Source organism: Paenibacillus sp. BSR1-1 (assembly GCF_030403775.1).
In the GTDB taxonomy this organism is placed as follows: Bacteria; Bacillota; Bacilli; order Bacillales; family Cytobacillaceae; genus Neobacillus.
This window is the reverse complement of record NZ_JAQMWQ010000001.1, coordinates 22,766-41,150: the sequence shown is the minus strand read 5'-3', so window position 1 is coordinate 41,150 and position 18,385 is coordinate 22,766. Positions and strand designations below refer to the sequence as shown.

Here is an 18,385-nt window from a genome sequence, read left to right as displayed (position 1 = left end):
AGTAGGGAAGTATGAAACTGTGTGTGTTCAGAGCCTTCAAATTATTATATTTGAAGGTTTTTTGTATGCGTAAAAGTGTGAGGAAGCATGGAAGGGTTCAATTAGAGCATTCCTAGGATGGTGTTATCTGTAAAGTCTTAAAAAAATTCATCTTATTTTTGTATTTTTCCGTATCATTATGTAGTTCCTATTATAAAGTAAAGCTACGTTTTTAATAGAAAATGTGAAAGCGTTTAATATAGAGTTAACCTGAGTAGAGCTGGTGAAGAAAACAAGGCTTCAAATACTTTTTTGTTCATTTCATTTTTAGGATTGAGGAGGTGGGGATTTCCCAAATTTCATACTTCAGCATGAAAGAATTCTATTAGATGATTGGGTTCAAATTAACCATTTTATAGACTAAGAGGTGCAAAGAAAAATGACAGTACTTGTTAATAGTGAACAAATCCAAAAGCCAGGTGAAAAGCAAAGTGAAACAATAGATTTATTAAGTTCAACTCAGTTGATCATAAAAGAGGCGGTTCAAAAATTAGGGTATACCGATGATGTATATGAGCTGCTAAAAGAACCACTTAGAACGATCACGGTACGTATCCCAGTACGAATGGATGACGGGTCTATTAAAATATTTACCGGTTACCGCTCACAACATAATGATGCAGTAGGTCCGACAAAAGGTGGAGTACGTTTTCATCCTGAAGTCAATGAGGCTGAGGTAAAAGCGTTATCGATTTGGATGAGTCTAAAGTGCGGGATTGCAAATCTCCCTTACGGCGGTGGAAAAGGTGGTATTATTTGTGACCCGCGAACCATGTCGTTTAGGGAACTGGAGAGATTAAGTCGAGGATATGTTCGTGCAATCAGCCAAATTGTTGGCCCGACAAAAGACATTCCGGCACCCGATGTGTATACAAATTCTCAAATCATGGCGTGGATGATGGATGAGTACAGTCGTCTTCGTGAATTTGATTCTCCTGGTTTTATTACGGGTAAGCCGGTTGTATTAGGGGGATCACTAGGTCGTGAAACAGCAACAGCTAGCGGCGTAACAATTTGTATTGAAGAAGCTGTAAAGAAAAGAAACATCGAATTGCAAGGTGCACGAATCGTCATTCAAGGCTTTGGAAATGCAGGAAGCTTTTTGGCCAAATTCATGCATGACGCCGGAGCAAAGGTGATTGGTATTTCAGATGCAAATGGTGCTCTATATGATCCAGAAGGACTTGATATTGATTATTTACTTGAACGACGCGATAGTTACGGTACAATAACAAATTTATTTACTAATGTCATTACGAATCAAGAATTGCTTGAAAAAGAATGTGACATTCTTGTACCAGCTGCCATTTCAAACCAAATTACAGCAGAAAATGCTGGTCGTATTAAAGCAGCGATTGTGGTGGAGGCGGCGAATGGACCAACCTCCCTTGAAGCGACAAAAATTTTGGATGAAAGAGGAGTCCTCCTTGTACCCGACATACTGGCAAGTACAGGTGGTGTCACCGTTTCTTACTTTGAATGGGTTCAAAACAATCAAGGATATTATTGGTCAGAGGATGAGGTTGCTGAAAAACTGAGAAACGTAATGGTCGCTTCCTTCGAAGAAATTTATCAAACATCACAGACCCGTCAAGTTGATATGCGTTTAGCAGCATATATGGTTGGAATAAGAAAACCGGCTGAAGGTTCGCGTTACCGGGGGTGGATATAATGCGAAAAGGTTTATAGAAACAAAGAATATCGTGCACGAAAACTTACTCGATTAATTAAAAGAAAATATGAAAACGATGAATCATATAGAAAGAAATATAAAGAACTAGCCTCTTTTTTAACTAACATACTAACCCTTGAATTAACATAAAAGTGTATTCTTCTGTATGATTGTGTAGGTCCTATTATAAATTAAGTCTATCAGTCAATGAAACAGAGGAACAGTAATTCTTTTATTGGGGGAATTTTTAAATGTGGATCATCACTCTCTATTCAAACGGAAATACGTCAATGTTCGAATTTACTACAGAAAAAGAGGCAAGGGAAGCTTTCAAGAATATGAAAGGATGCAAGATTCTTTCCGAGATTATTTATTTTAATGATCCTTGTTTTGCTTCAGCTACTGTTTAAGAACCTTATCATGATAACTAGAAAATCCACTACTTGAATGTCAAAGTAGTGGATTTGTTTTAGATAAATACGCAGGATTCTATCAGAAAAAATCTAAAGATATTCAGACCATCATGTGTTTAAACGTCTTATGATTATACGGCCTTTTCCTTTTCTAAGGTTGAATCATCTTGAGAGAGTTCCCAACATTCAATGTTCTCATGATTCTTAATCGTATCTTTATAAAATACCGGATCTTTACCATCCTTTTTCTGTTTCATGTAATCGTTTAATGCACTAAATGCCACTTTTGATAATAGAAGAATGGCAATTAGGTTTACAATCACCATGAAGCCCATAAATAAATCTGCTAAATCCCATACAAGTTGAATCTTTGCAACTGAACCGAATATAATCATGGCGAATACACTAATTCGGTAAAGCATCAACCATGCTTTACTTGTATGTAAAAAGCGAATGTTTGTTTCCCCATAATAATAGTTACCAATTAACGCACCGAATCCGAATAGTAAAATAAAGATGGCAAGACAGCCGGATGCCCATGATCCGATATGTTCACTTAATGCTGCTTGTGTAAGTGCAATTCCATTTAGCCCTGGTTGTTTGTAAGCATCAGAAAGTAAAATAATAAATGCTGTGCTTGTACAGATAATCAGTGTATCAGTTAATACGCCAAAAGCTTGAATAAGTCCTTGTTTGACCGGATGGCTTGTTGTTGCTGTTGCGGCAACGTTTGGCGCACTCCCCATACCAGCTTCATTCGAGAATAAGCCGCGTTTAACTCCATTCATCAGAGCAGCTCCAAGTGAACCACCTGCCATTTGTTCAAAGCCAAACGCGTTTTTCACAATTAGAGTAAGAATTTCCGGAACTTTTGTTATGTTTGTAGCTATGACAAACAATGCAATTCCAAGGTATAACACAGCTAAAAGCATAACCTTGTATTCAGCCAGTTTTGCAATACTCTTCACACCGCCAAAGATGATCGCAGCGAAAACTAGTGCCATGATAATCCCTACAGTTAAACGATTTGTACCAAATGCATTTTCAAAAGCAAATGTAACCGTATTTGATTGGACAGAATTGAATACAAGACCAAAAGAAAGCGTAATTAAAATGGAGAATAATACTCCCATCCAACGTTTGTTTAATCCTTTTTCCATATAATAGGATGGGCCGCCGCGGAACCCGTGTTTATCTTTTACTTTATATACTTGTGCTAACGTACTTTCAATAAAGCTAGAAGCTGAGCTAATAATCGAAATAATCCACATCCAAAATACCGCTCCAGGACCGCCTAAAGCAATCGCAATGGCAATTCCTGTTATATTACCTGTTCCAACGCGTGCTGCCATTCCAACACAGAATGCTTGAAATGGGGAAATGCTTTCTTTAGAACCAGCTCTCCCTTCCATTAAAACACGGACCATTTCTTTCAACATTCGAAACTGAACAAATTTCGATTTAAATGTGAAATAAAGACCGAATATAACTAGCATAATAATCAATAACTTTGACCATAGAAAATCATTTGAAAAGCTAATAATGGCATGTAGTAATTGTTGCATGTTCATCACTCCAGTAAAAGTTTAGTAGTTTTGATATCAAAATATAAAGATCTAACGACTTAGAGTCTTCCTTTTATTACTTGGCAGAAGCAAAGTTTCTGCATATGCTTATTAGAAAATACTTAGATCCCATTCTTGTGCTAAATGTTTCAATAGCATAACCCCTGTTAGGCTATTCCCATATTCATCAATAGCTGGTCCATATATACCAATACCGCATCCATCTTGAAAAGGCAGTTCACTTCTGACGTTTGGAGGAACTAGTGCCATAATGCCCCCAGATACACCACTTTTTGCTGGCAACCCGACAAATGCCGCAAATTTACCCGAAGCATTGTACATTCCGCAAGTAAGCATTAAGGCTTTGGCTAATTTAGCTACTTTTTTGGGCAGGACCTGTTCTTGACGAATAGGATGATATCCATCATGTGCAAGAATCAGTCCAATCAAAGCTATGTCTTCTGTGGTTACTTCTATCGAACATTGTTTCATGTAAACCTCTAAAGCTGGCTCTACATCCGATTCTAAATAATCCGTTTCCTTTAAATAGTAAGCTAAAGCTCTATTGCGGTAAGATGTTTTCCACTCAGATTGATACACTTCCTCATTAATAGCCGGACGTTTTCCTATCAGTTTTTCGATTAATTGATAAAGAACTTCTAATTTTTTGTTCGAAGTTTCTCCTGGCAGGAGTGAAGCTATGGTAATCGCCCCAGCATTAATCATTGGGTTAAACGGCTTTCCCGTCTTATGCATTTCTAAACGAATAATGGAATTAAAGGCATCCCCAGTTGGTTCTACATCAACTCTCTCTAACACATAAGAAATTCCACAGCTCAAGCATGCGGCTATAAAGCTGAGCACTTTTGATATACTTTGCAATGTGAAAGATACTTCATAATCCCCTGACTTTATCGCTGTTCCATCCGGTCTTATGATGCAAATGCCTAAATGCGATACGTTTTTCGTTCTTAAAGCAGGAATATAATTGGCGGTTTGCCCTTTAGCAGCAAAGGATCTATAATGTGCAACCCATTCATCTAAGAAAGCATTCCTTTGGCTATAAAGCTTATCGTTTTGATCTTTAATCATCCCTTCAACCATATCCTTCCACCTCTCTTATTTTTTGAATGAAAACTTCCTGCCTTTAATACCTTCTGCAGAAAAAATAATAATAGACTGGTATAAAGACATGAAAATTGAATTCCTTTAAGCGCTTTCAGAATATTCCCGTAAAAACCTAGCTTTAATTTATGATTAGAACTATATAATCTGACGGAAAACTACAAAATAACTAAAAATATATTTCAAATATGGGAAGAGCCCAATTAGTAAGAGATTTCTTATAAATCATTTTAGCGTTGTATTGAGGTCGATGAGACTGTATACTGATTTCAAATAAAACTAGGGAGGTGACTCCTTGAACCTAAGTACTATAGTTAAAAAAGATGTCTATATTCTTGTTCTAATGATGTTAACCGTTCCACTAGCAGGTGAAATAAAGTTTTATCCGTTAAATGAAACATTTCGAATAAGCTTAGGTGCCCCGGCATTTTTCTTTTTATTGTTACTGCTGCAGAAAACACCAGCAGTTTTACCGGGTTTTTTAACAGGAACAGCGGTTGTTAGCTTTCGCATTCTTTTAGACCTTATTGAGCAGGAGAATTTTGACTGGACATCCTCCTTCCAAGCCCAATATCCCAGCTTTTTCTATTATTTCACTTATTCTTTGCTCTTTTTTTTAGTGAAAACCAACCGCTTTCAAAATAGACCCTTGATGATCGGCTTTATTGGCCTTTTAATCGAAATTTTGTCCGACATGGTTGAACTAATGATTCAATATTTCGTATTAGAAACAACCATAACCTTCACGAAACTAAGTGAGATCATCATGATCGCGTTCACCCACAGTTTTATTGTTCTTAGCTTTTTCAATATGATGAAACTGTATGAAGTACAGAAGAGGGAAAGACAAACTAGAAAACAAAATGAACATATGTTCATGCTTATTTCCAATTTATATGAGGAAAAGGTTTATTTAAAAAAAACATTAAAAAATATAGAGAATATTACTAAGGAATCTTATCATTTATATCGCCATTTAAAAGAACAGGAACAACGACATCATGTATTAAACCAGCAGTATAGTCAAAAGTTATTACGTATTGCTGGTGAAATTCATGAAGTTAAAAAAGATAACCAACGAATTTTTGCAGGGCTCTCAAAATTAATTACGAATGAAAGTTTTCAAGACTATATGAATGCTGCTGAATTAATTCGATTAATTATACAAATCAATGAAAAATATGCCGACTCTTTAGGAAAAGAGATTCAATTTTTATATTCCGTAGAAGGGAACCATCCCCATTATCATGTTTATACCGTGTTATCTCTCATCAATAATTTAGTAGCGAATGCAGTGGAAGCCATTAGAGAAAAGGGAAGCGTTCGTTTAAGTCTGCGTGAAATTAGTGATACGGTTGTATTTCAAGTTGCTGATACTGGACCTGGCATCCCTGAAAAATATGAGGATGCAATCTTTCAGCCTGGATTTACTTCGAAGTATGATCATTTAGGAACACCTTCAACAGGGATTGGACTTTCCTATGTAAAAGAAGTGGTGAAAGACCTTGGAGGAGAGATCCAGCTCCAGAATAATCATAGCAACGGCGTTGTTTTTTCAATTGAGTTGCCAATTATGAATTTGATACAGAAAGGGTAAGGGTGGTTTCATGCGTTTTTTTATAACGGATGATGATAGTGCTATTCGTTCAATCTTAAGCCAAATAATTGAAGACGAAGATCTGGGAGAAGTGGTGGGGGAAGCAGAAGATGGCTGCCTATTAGAAGGACACATTTTGAATTTAAAACAAATTGATATCTTATTTATTGATTTATTAATGCCAATGCGCGATGGTATTGAAACAATTCGTCATATAAAAGGTGAGTTTTCAGGAAAAATTATCATGATTTCACAAGTTGAATCAAAAGAACTAATTGGGGAAGCTTTCTCTCTCGGGATCGATTATTATATTAGCAAACCAATTAATCGTATTGAAGTAGTAACAGTTATTCGAAAAGTGATGGAAAAGATCAATTTAGAAAGATCGATTAATGTTATCCAAACCTCATTAAATAGTTTATTAAATTTGAATCAGCCAAAAGTGGACAAATCCAATGTTTTAAATGAAAAAAGAATTCTAGAGGTCGGGGAATTTCTGTTGGCTGAATTAGGGATCGTAGGAGAAAATGGGCATAAAGATTTACTAGAAATTCTACTATATTTATTTAAGTATGAACTTACACATACTTTTGAACAACATTTTCCAACCCTTAAAGAGATATTTGTACAAATATCGGAAAAAAAACTTGGACTATCAGCTGCACAAGTTGAGATTAATCGAGAGATAAAAGCTTCCGAACAACGCATTCGCAGGGCGATTACTCATTCGTTAAATCATTTTGCGTCTCTAGGCTTAACAGATTTTTCAAATCAAAAGTTTGAAAATTATGCTTCAAAATTTTTTGATTTTACCGTCGTCCACCAAAGGATCAAGGAATTGCAAAAAAATACAATCATACAAGCAACTCAAACTCGAGTAAATACGAAAAAATTCATTCAAGTATTTTTTTATGAAGTGAAACGCCTGAACTCAGAGGAAATATTTAAGTATAGGTAGTTATTATTGGATAAAAAATGAAATTGTGTAAGATTAGTCCGAACAAAAACTCAATCATAAAATAACTAATTAAAACTTCATTATATCAATAATTTTCATAATTAAACTGTTATAATCCTAAAACGTAAATCCATAATTGACAGGGTTGAGGTCACTGGTTAAATTATGAAAAAGCTACCATTGGGTTCTCCAGCCTTTAAACATCGATAATGAAGTTTTCCATCTTTAACTAAAAAAAGGTTAACTTTAATTGATAGATTACCAGAAATGAGAGTAGCATTATTTGTTACTTTCATTTCTTTTGCATATAATAATAAGCCTTTGTTACTGTGAAAGGAGTATGTTAAATAATTTTATCTGTTCTCTGGAAAATAATATTTTGATGATTACAATTAATCGTCCAGAGAAATTAAATGTTCTTACCGAAAATGCAATTAATGAATTTATTGCTATCCTTAACCAGGCAGACCAAGATGATGAGGTAAAAGCCATTATTGTTACAGGCAATGGAAAGGGTTTTTGTGCCGGAGCTGATTTGGAAGGGGATGATCCTTTTGCAAATCAAGAAATTCCTATCGATGAGTTTCGCGATTGGGGAGGCCGCTTAACTTTAAGAATCTATGAAATGAAAAAGCCGATGATTGCTGCGATAAACGGTCCTGCTGTTGGAGTTGGAATCACAATGACCCTTCCTATGGATATTCGTATCGCATCTGCGAATGCAAAAATGGGTTTTGTGTTTACTCGCAGGGGGATCGTACCTGAGGCATGCAGCGGATGGTTTTTACCACGAGTGGTCGGAATCAGCAAAGCGGCTGAATGGACATTGACAGGACGAATTTTTCCAGCTAAAGAAGCATTAGATGGAGGACTTATCAGCCAACTTGTCTCTCCAGAGGAACTATTGCCTACTGCAGTTTCTATAGCTTCAGAAATAGTTAAAAATACGTCTAGTATCTCTGTTGCTCTAACCAGACAATTGTTATGGAAAATGCTTGGTGCCAATCATCCGGTGGAATCACATCAAATTGAGTCGAAAATGATTCATTGGCTAGGTGCTCAAGCGGATGCTAAGGAAGGAGTACAGTCTTTTATAGAAAAAAGAGATCCTAACTTCACCATGAAAGCAAGCACAGATATGCCTGCATTTTATCCATGGTGGAAGACAATAGGGTGAAATGTCTCCAGGAGAGTTTTTAGCATCAGGTAGGGATATTTGGTGAAGATGTTATTGAGAGTTGTCAGAAATAAAACAAACGGTAAAAATTAAAAAAATGTGTAAAGACCTCTTCGCGGATATTAAAGTGAAGGGGTCTCTTTATTTTTAAATAGGATAGAAACGAAACATACAATCAGTAATTAAGAGATGTATGTAACAGAACTCATGGTAGATTCGGCTGTGAGTTTTTTTGATGTGTGAACTCAAATATATCAACGATGATCTTCTATATTAGATTCTAAGATTGTGTAATTCTATCCATTTCTTATTTTTATAACAAATCATATTGATTTTTAATTTTATAAATATTATGATTTAAATAATAATTCGGAACAGCGATTCCGAAAAACGGAACACCGAAAGTTGGGAAGAACATGATAGATATTCGACAATTATGGAGTAATAACGGACTCTTTTATTCCATTGATGAGCAAGCAGCTCCATGTGGAATTCAAGCGCGAATTACTGTTTCATCTCATCGAACAAGCTGGGAGACTGCTGCTATGGTGGAGATAGCCGGAAGAATTGGCTTGCATTTAGCTGAGCTGCCCCTTCCAATTTTCGACCATCTGTTCATCGTTGATCAATTAGATCCATCACCTGCCGGAGGAACTTCAAACCTTCATGTGGTGATTGGTTATGAAAGCGAATACTTAGCTCAAGTTCTCGGAAAAAGGTCAGAGGCTCTTCTAACCGTCCGAAATGAGCATCTAGAGGAGTCAGGAATTTTATATGTTAGTGACTACAAAGATCAGACTTTGCTTGTCATTACTGGTACCTCACCGGAAATGACTTTGCATGCTGCAAGATCACTTGTAACAGATCATTTTATGGAAGCTTACAAAGAAGGAGAGTCTTTTCTATTTATTTCGAAAGAAACGAATGTTTTGCCACAATCTTCTTTAAAGCAAAGCGTGAAACTACTTGAGACCTATTCGCTACATACGCTTTTTACAACGGAAGGGCTTTATCAGCAGAAAGATGGAGAAATACTTCCTACCCTTGATGTTTTATTAAAAATAAATAATTCTCATTTAGATCTAACGATTGCTAATGTTGAATTGGCAGCAAGACTGGCTCTGTCAGCGGGATATGTGTGTTTTCCGATGACAAGTTGTATGGGTGAGGATAATGGCGGGCGATTCTTTATTTCGTGTGAAACGACAGACGAGGCCAGTAATCAAACCAAATGGGAACTTGCTGAGTTGGCAGGCACTCCGGCACTTCGTATACGTGCCCATGCCGACAAAATTGTTCCAGCGGCCCGGGAAATGATCCGTGAATGGTTTCCATCAACTGGTGGAGAACAAGATACATGGACACAGCGATTTACGGCACTTAAAAGTTTGAATAAAGACATCAGCTCCAGGGCTCAGCTGGCGATGCAAGCTTTTGTAGAATTAAAATTCAAGAAAGTCAATCGGTTCAATGTCTCTGAGAATTTGGCTTATCCTGCCGAGCTGTGGAATCGGTACTTAACTAAAAAGGGAAGCGGGTCTCCTTCCGTTACTTTATCCGTTACAGAAGATCAGCCCATTTGGACCGCCCAATGGGAGGATTCCGGGGAATTGGTGGATATGGAAGCCTATTTGTTGGAAAACCTTGGACTGCTCGATCCAAAAGACAAGGGGCTTTCTATTGAAATCACGACAACTGTAAGTCGAGATAGTTTCCATGAGTGGAGTCATCGGTTAAAAACCATCCTGAACGACCGTTTGGGAATTCGAGCCGAGTTTATTTTTCGGGATGCCAATAAATCCGGCTTGCATTGGGCGATGGAAGAAGTATTGCCTAAGCTAAAACAAGAAAAAGAGATTCATAGTATTGAAATCCAGGCTATGGCCTTTCAGCCGGAGAAAAAGCACCTTGATCTTGTTCACCGATTCCTGCAAGAGCTGTATCCGTTTGATGCGATTTTGTCTGCGGAATTGTCTTTGCCGTTAGAAAGAATTCAGCTGCAATTGAACGATGAGCGCTCAGCGCCAATGTTTCAAGTGGTTGCTAAAGATAAGCAAGGCCGGGAACTGATTTCGTCTAGCTGGGAAGGTTGGGTCGAGAGCTGTCCTTATATGCTGAATCAGCCTGAACGTGGAAATGTGATGGTCCCTTTTGCCGGATGCCGGATCTATCAAAAAGAATTTGACAAAATGCTTGCAGGTCAATCCTTCCAAACCAATCCTTATCGATTCTGGATATGGTACCAGGAGATAGTGCTGCCGCAGTTGATCAAGAAAATTGGGAATCAAGAAGGTGTTCCTAAATTTTCCCGTCTTGAGTGCCACGTCGAAATGGATGCGGTAGATGTAAGGCTTTCGCACCTTGAAGAAGTTAGCTCGGTTTTGGAAGCGCTGCATGAAGACATTTATTTCTTCACTCTCCATGCGTTACATGACCATGGGAAACGGGTTAGAGATCCAGGCTGGGATGCACCTGGGGGCATTTTCCCATTCATGCATGAAAAAATTGGAGAGAAGCCGAAAGCGGAGATTGCTTTATACCCAATGCCCGTTGAACATAAAGCGGTGCTTGTTTATGAAAACGGAGAACAACAGACGATTCAACCGTATCCTCCAGATATCATGAAACCGGGGAGAGTTACGGCGGTAACGAAGTCTAGGGGGAAATTGTCCTTTTTATTTAGCGGATTACCCCATGCTCAATTGGAAAAATCGTGTGGAGAGTGGCTGGCTAATGCAGTGCCGGGCCTTCAAAAGTCTACGAGATCTGCAGAAAGCTTGAACGAAAAGTCGCTCGACACCGATGTATTCGTGAACGAAGATATTGAAAAATGGCTAGAGGCACGGAAATCGCGGCTGCCTGGACAAGCTGTTCCGATTGATTTTTCCTTTAATGGGCAATGGATTTGGTTTGTCGAGCTGTTTGCGAAGGGGAGAACAGGGGAAACGATCTCCTCCTTCCAAAAGCACAGTCTGTACAAACCGACCTTTTTCCTTAATGCTAGGCACCATGCCAATGAGGTTTCAAGCACGAATGCTGCACTTCAATTCATTGAGCAGCTGGCAGATGACCCAAAGCTATTAAACCGCATCAACCTTGTCGTTGTTCCGCTTGAAAATGTCGACGGAGCAGCGTTACATGCTGATATGGCAGCCGAGCATCCTTATTGGAAGCTGCATGCCGCCCGATATAATGCGTGCGGTTTGGAGTATGCAAAGTATCGCTTCCAGCAAGATGCCCCGTTTGGCGAAGCAAGAGTTTATCCAATCGTATGGCAGCGCTGGGCGCCGGATGTTGTACTCGACGACCATGGGATTCCATCCCATGAATGGATCCAGCCTTTCAGCGGCTATAATAGCCCGCCAAGGTTTCCGGTCTCCTATTGGATTCCAATCAGTAGGATGTATACAATTTGGCGTGAATTGACGGATGCTGCCCCTCACCACCGTGAGGCACATGCTTCTCTCCGTTCATTCGTAACGAAAAGACTGGATGAAGACCAAACCGTGGCAGAAGACAATGCCATGTGGGTAAGCACGTACAGACGTTGGGGGAACGATTTCGATGCTGTCCATTTCCCTGTGGAATTATCACATGGAAGTATTGCATATACACGAGAAAGCCAATCAAATCAGGAATCGTATGATTTCATTGAACGATTCAGTCAGTGGGTAACTGCGGATTTAATGACTGAAGTGAATGACGAAACGGTATATGACAAAGAATTGGCTGCATGTAAGCATGCCCACCATGTCGTTCATCAGGCAATCCTTGACTGGATGAACGAAAGAGCGGTCAACATTCAGCTTAGGACTGAACCATTAAAAAATGGAACAATCCGAATCGGGCTTGAACGAATTCGCCCGCTTTAAAGCCTAAAGCAAGAAACATAGTATTAACAACAAGAAAAAATAATGCAGAGGAGTTGGAAAGATGGTTTTAATAGGAGTTGTCATCGTTATTATTGGTTTTATTATCCGTTTAAATCCTTTATTAGTTGTTACACTGGCAGGCCTTGTTACAGGGCTTGTTGCCCATCAGTCCCTTTATTCGATTATTACGCAATTTGGTCAGGCGTTTACGACCAATCGCTATATGGCGGTCTTTATTGTGACGCTTCCGATTATCGGATTGCTGGAACGTAATGGTTTGCGTGAGCAAGCTGAACATGTTGTGTCCAAAATAAAAGCAGCAACGACAGGACGCATTTTGACAGTTTACTTTATTATTCGTGAAGTGGCTGCAGCCGTTGGTCTTACTTCGATTGGCGGTCATGCACAAATGGTTCGTCCGCTTGTTGCGCCAATGGCAGAAGGTGCTGCCGAGGCTAAATATGGAGAGGTTCCTGAAGAAGTAAGGGACAAAATCCGTGCCCATTCTGCTGCAGTAGACAATATCGGTGTCTTTTTCGGGGAAGATGTGTTTGTCGCCGTCGGTGCCATATTATTGATGCAAGGATTCTTCGAACAAAACCATATTCATTCAGATCCATTGAAGATGGCCTTATGGGCGATTCCAACCGCGATTGCCGCATTAATCGTCCATGCCATTCGGTTATATCTATTGGATCGCTCACTCGATCGCACTCTTGGTAACAAAGCAAGCAAAAATACTCCGAAGAAAAAGGAGGCGTAATCCATGTTTATTTCTCTTGAAGATGTTTATATTTTTCTAGGAATCATCACAATCGCAGGAAGTATTTATACCTTTTTGGACCGAAAAAATTCACGTCGTATCACATCAGGACTTTTCTATTGCCTATATGGGGTAACGCTGCTATTTGGAAAGGTCATTCCACCTTTTTATATGGGGCTTCTTGCAATCGTGCTTGTTCTAATTGCTGGCTTCGGCGGGTTAAAGATTGGCAGTTATAATGAGGCTAGTGTGGAAGAAAGACAGAATAACCGTAAACGCTTAGGAAATAAGCTCTTTATTCCTGCACTATTAATTCCAATTTTAACGGTGGCGGGATCAGTAGGCTTAAAAGGGGTCAAAATAGGCGGCACATTTGTGCTTGATCAAACGAGTCTGACCCTTGTATCGTTAGGGGCTGCTGCTTTCATTGCGCTCATTGTCGGCTTGGTGATGACTAAAAACAAACCTGGCACTGCTATTAAGGAGTCTAGGAGATTGATGGAATCGATTGGCTGGGCTGCTGTACTTCCGCAATTGCTGGCTACGTTAGGAACTGTGTTTACAACGGCTGGTGTGGGAACCGTTGTTTCAAAGCTGGTAGGCAATGTGATTCCAACCCATTCTCTTTTCTGGGTCGTGTTTGCATATTGTATTGGAATGGCCTTGTTTACCATGATTATGGGGAACGCCTTTGCCGCCTTCCCGGTCATGACAGCCGGAATTGCCGTACCTCTACTGATCAATCAGTTTGGTGTGAACGCCAACCATGTGGCAGCAATCGGAATGTTTGCCGGATATTGTGGAACCTTGATGACACCGATGGGTGCAAACTTTAATATTGTTCCTGCCGCCTTACTGGATTTAAAGGATAAATATCAAGTTATTAAGGTACAAGTTCCAACTGCACTGATTATTTTAGGAGTTAATACTCTGTTAATGTATTTATTCTCGCTATAATAAAATGAGATTGATTAAATAGAGGAGTAAGGGATGCAAAACAAAAATATAACAGTTGTGAAATCGATGGATGTGTTGAATCTTTTTTTACAACATTCGGAACTGTCATTAAATGAAATGGTCGACCTTTTGGAAGTGCCCAAAACATCTGTACATCGGATGGTCGGTTCGTTCGAAACGATGGGGTTTTTGCAAAAAAACAATGAGGGCAAATATTTGCTTGGACTGCAATTTTTACAGTTTGGCCAATTAGTTGCCGATCGATTGGATATCCGGCAGCTCGCCTTGCCCATCATGAAAGAACTTAGGGATACGGGAAAAGAGGCTGTTAACTTGATTATCAAGGATGGTAATGATGCCATCTATATCGAAAAATTGGACACGCCGCATCCTGTTCGGCTATATACAAAGGTTGGCCGAAGATCTCCGTTATATGCAGGGGCTTGTTCGAGAATTATTCTTGCCTTTTTAACTGAAGAAGAACAAGAACACTATTTACAAGAAACAGAACTGGCGGCAATCGCCAATGGGACGATTACGGATAAGGAGCGAATGAAGCAGGCTTTGGTGGAAGCAAGAAAATCTGGGTATACCATCAGTTATTCGGAATTGGAAAATGATACGGTTTCCATTGCGGCACCGATTTTTGATCATACCGGCTTTCTTGCAGCCGGACTCAGCATTGCTGGTCCTGATTCACGCTTTGGGGCCGATCGCCTACCGGAATTAATTGACTTAATCAAAAATGCTGCAAGGGAAATATCTTCCCGATTGGGCTACCGGGAAGGAAACCAATAATCCTGCAATCAACAAAGAAAGAGGGAGAAGGATGAAAAGGGTATTAGTTACTGGCTTTGATCCGTTTGGTGGTGAAACTGTCAATCCAGCGTTAGAAGCTGTTAAAGAACTGGCAGGAACCGTTACGGAAAAATATGAAATTTTAGTCTCTGAAATTCCTACGGTTTTCTATAAATCGCTTGATCATTTAGCAAGAACAATCGATGAGACAAAGCCTGACATCGTCATTTGTGTCGGGCAGGCGGGTGGCCGATCCGATATTACGGTCGAACGGGTGGCGATCAATGTCGATGACGCCCGCATTCCGGACAATGAAGGCAACCAGCCCCTCGGTACGGCGATCGTGGAGGATGGACCCGTTGGGTATTGGTCTACTTTACCGATCAAGGCAATGGTAAAAGAGATGAATGATAAAGGGATTCCTGCTTCCGTATCGCAAACAGCTGGAACGTTTGTGTGCAATCACTTGTTTTATGGGTTAATGCATCAGCTTGCATCATTAAATCATGCTATAATTGGAGGATTCATTCACATACCGTTCCTTCCTGAACAGGCGGTGAAATATCCGGGGCAGCCAAGTATGGCGTTAGAAACCATTGTAAATGGTTTAAAGGTAGCAATCGAGACAGCTGTAACTTTTGAAAAAGACATTGTTGCTCTTGGCGGTCAAATCAGCTAATAAATGAGGGGGATGCAAAACTCCTCTTTTTTTAGTTCATTCTATGTAACAGGACAAAGGAGGGGGATTGGATGGATTTCGACCCATTTTGTCCGCTTGGAGATTCGGGAATTGTTGTCACGTTGGGCGATGGTATTGACAGTAGGACACATGAAAAAGTAATGGCATTATTAGGTTATTTAGAGGAACATCCTTTTGAGGGGATGGTTGAAATTGTCCCCGGCTTTACGACGGTGGTTGTTTATTATGACCCCATCAGGTTGTTTCACTTAGGGGTTTCGTTTCCGTATGAATGGGTCCTTGGCAAATTGAAGGAGATGGTCTCGCAATTCGCGGGCAGGAAGGCAGGAGAAGCGAGAAGGGTAGAGATTCCTGTTTGCTATGGAGGAGATTTCGGCCCGGATTTGGTGGAAGTCGCCAGCCATAATGGTCTAACACCAGACGAAGTGATTCGCATTCATTCCGAGGCTGAATACCTTATCTATATGATCGGCTTTGCTCCCGGATTCCCATATTTAGGAGGCATGGACAAACGGATCAGTACACCCCGCCGTCGTTCGCCACGCTTAGCTATTCCTGAAGGGAGTGTGGGAATTGGCGGGGAACAGACAGGGATTTATCCCATTGAAAGTCCTGGCGGCTGGCAGCTAATCGGGAGAACTCCGTTGGCCTTATTTCAGCCAGATGAGAATCCGCCAAGCCTACTACGCGCCGGAGACATTGTTCGTTTCAGGCCGGTTACACAGGAAGAATACGTTGCATTGGGAGGGGCAGATTGATGAGTGTGGAAGTACTTCAATCAGGACTATGCACTACCGTACAAGATATGGGGAGATTCGGTCATCAACAGCATGGTGTCATCGTGAGCGGTGCGATGGACACACTTGCATTAAGGCTTGCTAACCGACTTGTCGGTAATCCTGAGAACGATGCTGCCCTGGAAATCACGCTTCTTGGACCGAAATTAAAGTTTCACGAAGACCAGCTGATTGCCATATGCGGCGGGGTATTCTCCCCAATGATTGATGGAAAACCGGTCCCTTCCTGGCGTCCCGTCTGGGTGAGTGGAGGAAGTGTCCTCGAGTTCGGTCAAGCGAAAAAAGGCTGTCGCGCCTATATTAGCTTTGCAGGCGGTATTGATGTGCCCCAAGTCCTTGGAAGCAGGAGCACGTATTTACGGGCAGAGATTGGCGGGTTTAAAGGGCGTCCACTAAAAAAAGGAGATTCCCTGCAAATGAACCAGCCTAATGACAACAGCATGCAGCTTATTGGTCTGCTAGCAAATAAACGTGACAGGTTCCCGTTTGTGGCTGCAGACTGGTACATTGGTGAAACCATGCTTCCTTCTTATGAAAAATCAATCGTTCGTGTCATTCGAGGACCGCAGTTCGATCAATTCTCACAAGAAAGCAGACGCGTCTTTTTTCAACAAGAATTCCAAATTAGTCCGCAATCTGATCGAATGGGCTACAGGTTATCCGGCTCCAGGCTGGAATTGGAGCAGCCGCTCGAACTCCTTTCTGAGGCTGTAACGGCAGGAACGATTCAGGTACCGTCTGATGGCCAGCCAATTATCCTCATGGCAGACAGGCAAACCACGGGTGGTTATCCAAAGCTGGGTTTCGTTGCTTCTGTTGATTTACCGATTTTAGCTCAGCGAAAACCTGGAACAACAATCAGATTTAAGGAAATTTCTTTGATGGAAGCACAGCAAGAGATGATGAAAGTAGAGGGAATGATTAAAACGTTCTCCCGTGGAATCGATTTGATCACCCGCCATGCGACTCGCTCGTGAATAGGAGACGCATTTTTGTATTTTGAGGCAGGCTTGGTGATTTTATTACTGTATCAAGGCAGGGGGAAATAAAGATGTTTGTTGATTTAAATTGTGATCTGGGTGAAAGTTTTGGTACTTACCAAAAAGGAAATGACAAGGAAATTTTAAATTATGTAACGTCCGCCAACATTGCTTGCGGTTTTCATGCCGGAGACCCCTCAACGATGAGAGAGACGGTTAAGATGGCATTAGAAAAAGGTGTTGCCCTTGGTGCTCATCCCGGACTGCCGGATTTAATAGGATTTGGCCGCAGGAACATGGATATTTCTCCACAGGAAGCTTATGATATCGTTCTCTACCAAATCGGAGCTCTCCATGCTTTTGCCCATGCAGAAGGGGGAAGCTTACGGCATGTTAAACCGCATGGAGCATTGTACAATATGGCAGCCAAAAATCCGGAGCTAGCGGTGGCGATTGCTGAAGCTGTTTTTAAGGCAGATCCAGGTTTAATCTTATTTGGCCTTGCAGGAAGTGAGCTGGTCAAAGCCGGAGAAAAACTGGGCCTGCCCACCGCCCATGAAGTATTTGCAGACAGAAGCTACCAATCAGATGGGACATTAACGCCGAGAAAACAAGCCAATGCCTTACTGACCAATGACGAAGAGTCTGTCCAACAGATTATCCGTATGGTAAAAGAAGGCGTTGTCCGCTCAGTGCAAGGGGATGACGTCAAAGTACAAGCAGATACGATTTGCATTCATGGGGATGGACTGCATGCCCTTGAATTTGCCCGCAATATTCGTTCAGCACTTGCAACAGAGGGTATTGAAGTTCGTGCCCGGCTATCCTCGATGTATGTCGAAGGTTGATCGTTATTATATGGTAATGTTGCTGAGTTAGAATTCTATATTAATAAGAACAAGTAGGTAATCATAGACAAATAAATAAATTAAAATGGGACCATTTTTCCGAAAATGGTCTTTTTTATTAGAA

15 protein-coding genes are annotated in these 18,385 nt (G+C 40.5%); 13 read left to right on the top strand and 2 right to left on the bottom strand.

What is annotated here, in order from left to right:
- Positions 1-418: 418 nt before the first annotated feature.
- Positions 419-1,711, top strand: a complete 1,293-nt coding sequence (locus PH210_RS00160; RefSeq protein ID WP_289982152.1) for a Glu/Leu/Phe/Val family dehydrogenase — start codon at positions 419-421, stop codon at positions 1,709-1,711.
- A gap of 251 nt (positions 1,712-1,962) precedes the next feature.
- On the top strand, positions 1,963-2,121 hold the full coding sequence (locus tag PH210_RS00155; protein WP_289982151.1) for a hypothetical protein: 159 nt from the start codon (positions 1,963-1,965) through the stop codon (positions 2,119-2,121).
- Between the two features lie 134 nt (positions 2,122-2,255).
- Here PH210_RS00155 and PH210_RS00150 read toward each other — a convergent pair whose 3' ends face one another.
- Together PH210_RS00150 and PH210_RS00145 are read right to left on the bottom strand one after the other, a co-directional pair.
- The gene (locus tag PH210_RS00150) at positions 2,256-3,689 is read right to left on the bottom strand and encodes an alanine/glycine:cation symporter family protein (RefSeq protein ID WP_289982150.1); all 1,434 of its coding nucleotides are present in this window, start codon (positions 3,687-3,689) and stop codon (positions 2,256-2,258) included.
- A 111-nt stretch (positions 3,690-3,800) separates the two neighbouring features.
- A complete protein-coding gene (locus PH210_RS00145) occupies positions 3,801-4,781 on the bottom strand; it encodes a glutaminase (protein WP_289982935.1) in 981 nt (326 codons plus the stop codon).
- A gap of 376 nt (positions 4,782-5,157) precedes the next feature.
- Here PH210_RS00145 and PH210_RS00140 point away from each other — a divergent pair, with 376 nt between their 5' ends.
- The 11 genes from PH210_RS00140 (at position 5,158) to pxpA (ending at position 18,261) form a co-directional block, all read left to right on the top strand.
- Positions 5,158-6,411, top strand: coding sequence for a sensor histidine kinase (locus PH210_RS00140; RefSeq protein WP_289982934.1), 1,254 nt, complete (start codon positions 5,158-5,160; stop codon positions 6,409-6,411).
- A gap of 10 nt (positions 6,412-6,421) precedes the next feature.
- Positions 6,422-7,369 (top strand): response regulator, encoded by a 948-nt coding sequence (locus PH210_RS00135; RefSeq protein WP_289982149.1) that lies wholly within the window; start codon positions 6,422-6,424, stop codon positions 7,367-7,369.
- Between the two features lie 340 nt (positions 7,370-7,709).
- The gene (locus PH210_RS00130) at positions 7,710-8,546 is read left to right on the top strand and encodes a crotonase/enoyl-CoA hydratase family protein (protein WP_289982148.1); all 837 of its coding nucleotides are present in this window, start codon (positions 7,710-7,712) and stop codon (positions 8,544-8,546) included.
- Positions 8,547-8,962: 416 nt separating this feature from the next.
- On the top strand, positions 8,963-12,418 hold the full coding sequence (locus tag PH210_RS00125) for a M14 family metallopeptidase (RefSeq protein WP_289982147.1): 3,456 nt from the start codon (positions 8,963-8,965) through the stop codon (positions 12,416-12,418).
- Between the two features lie 61 nt (positions 12,419-12,479).
- Positions 12,480-13,181 carry a DUF969 domain-containing protein gene (locus PH210_RS00120; protein ID WP_289982146.1) on the top strand — a complete coding sequence of 234 codons (702 nt, stop codon included), beginning with the start codon at positions 12,480-12,482 and terminating at the stop codon, positions 13,179-13,181.
- Positions 13,182-13,184: 3 nt separating this feature from the next.
- A complete protein-coding gene (locus PH210_RS00115; RefSeq protein WP_289982145.1) occupies positions 13,185-14,138 on the top strand; it encodes a DUF979 domain-containing protein in 954 nt (317 codons plus the stop codon).
- 33 nt (positions 14,139-14,171) lie between these two features.
- Positions 14,172-14,936, top strand: coding sequence for an IclR family transcriptional regulator (locus tag PH210_RS00110; protein ID WP_289982144.1), 765 nt, complete (start codon positions 14,172-14,174; stop codon positions 14,934-14,936).
- A 31-nt stretch (positions 14,937-14,967) separates the two neighbouring features.
- Positions 14,968-15,615: a pyroglutamyl-peptidase I gene (pcp, locus tag PH210_RS00105; RefSeq protein WP_289982143.1), complete on the top strand. Its 648-nt coding sequence runs from the start codon at positions 14,968-14,970 to the stop codon at positions 15,613-15,615.
- Positions 15,616-15,686: 71 nt separating this feature from the next.
- Positions 15,687-16,394 carry a 5-oxoprolinase subunit PxpB gene (pxpB, locus tag PH210_RS00100; protein WP_289982142.1) on the top strand — a complete coding sequence of 236 codons (708 nt, stop codon included), beginning with the start codon at positions 15,687-15,689 and terminating at the stop codon, positions 16,392-16,394.
- Positions 16,394-17,410 (top strand): 5-oxoprolinase subunit C family protein, encoded by a 1,017-nt coding sequence (locus PH210_RS00095; protein ID WP_289982141.1) that lies wholly within the window; start codon positions 16,394-16,396, stop codon positions 17,408-17,410. Before pxpB ends, PH210_RS00095 begins: the two co-directional genes overlap by 1 nt.
- A gap of 74 nt (positions 17,411-17,484) precedes the next feature.
- Positions 17,485-18,261, top strand: coding sequence for a 5-oxoprolinase subunit PpxA (pxpA, locus tag PH210_RS00090; RefSeq protein WP_289982140.1), 777 nt, complete (start codon positions 17,485-17,487; stop codon positions 18,259-18,261).
- Positions 18,262-18,385 lie beyond the last annotated feature (124 nt).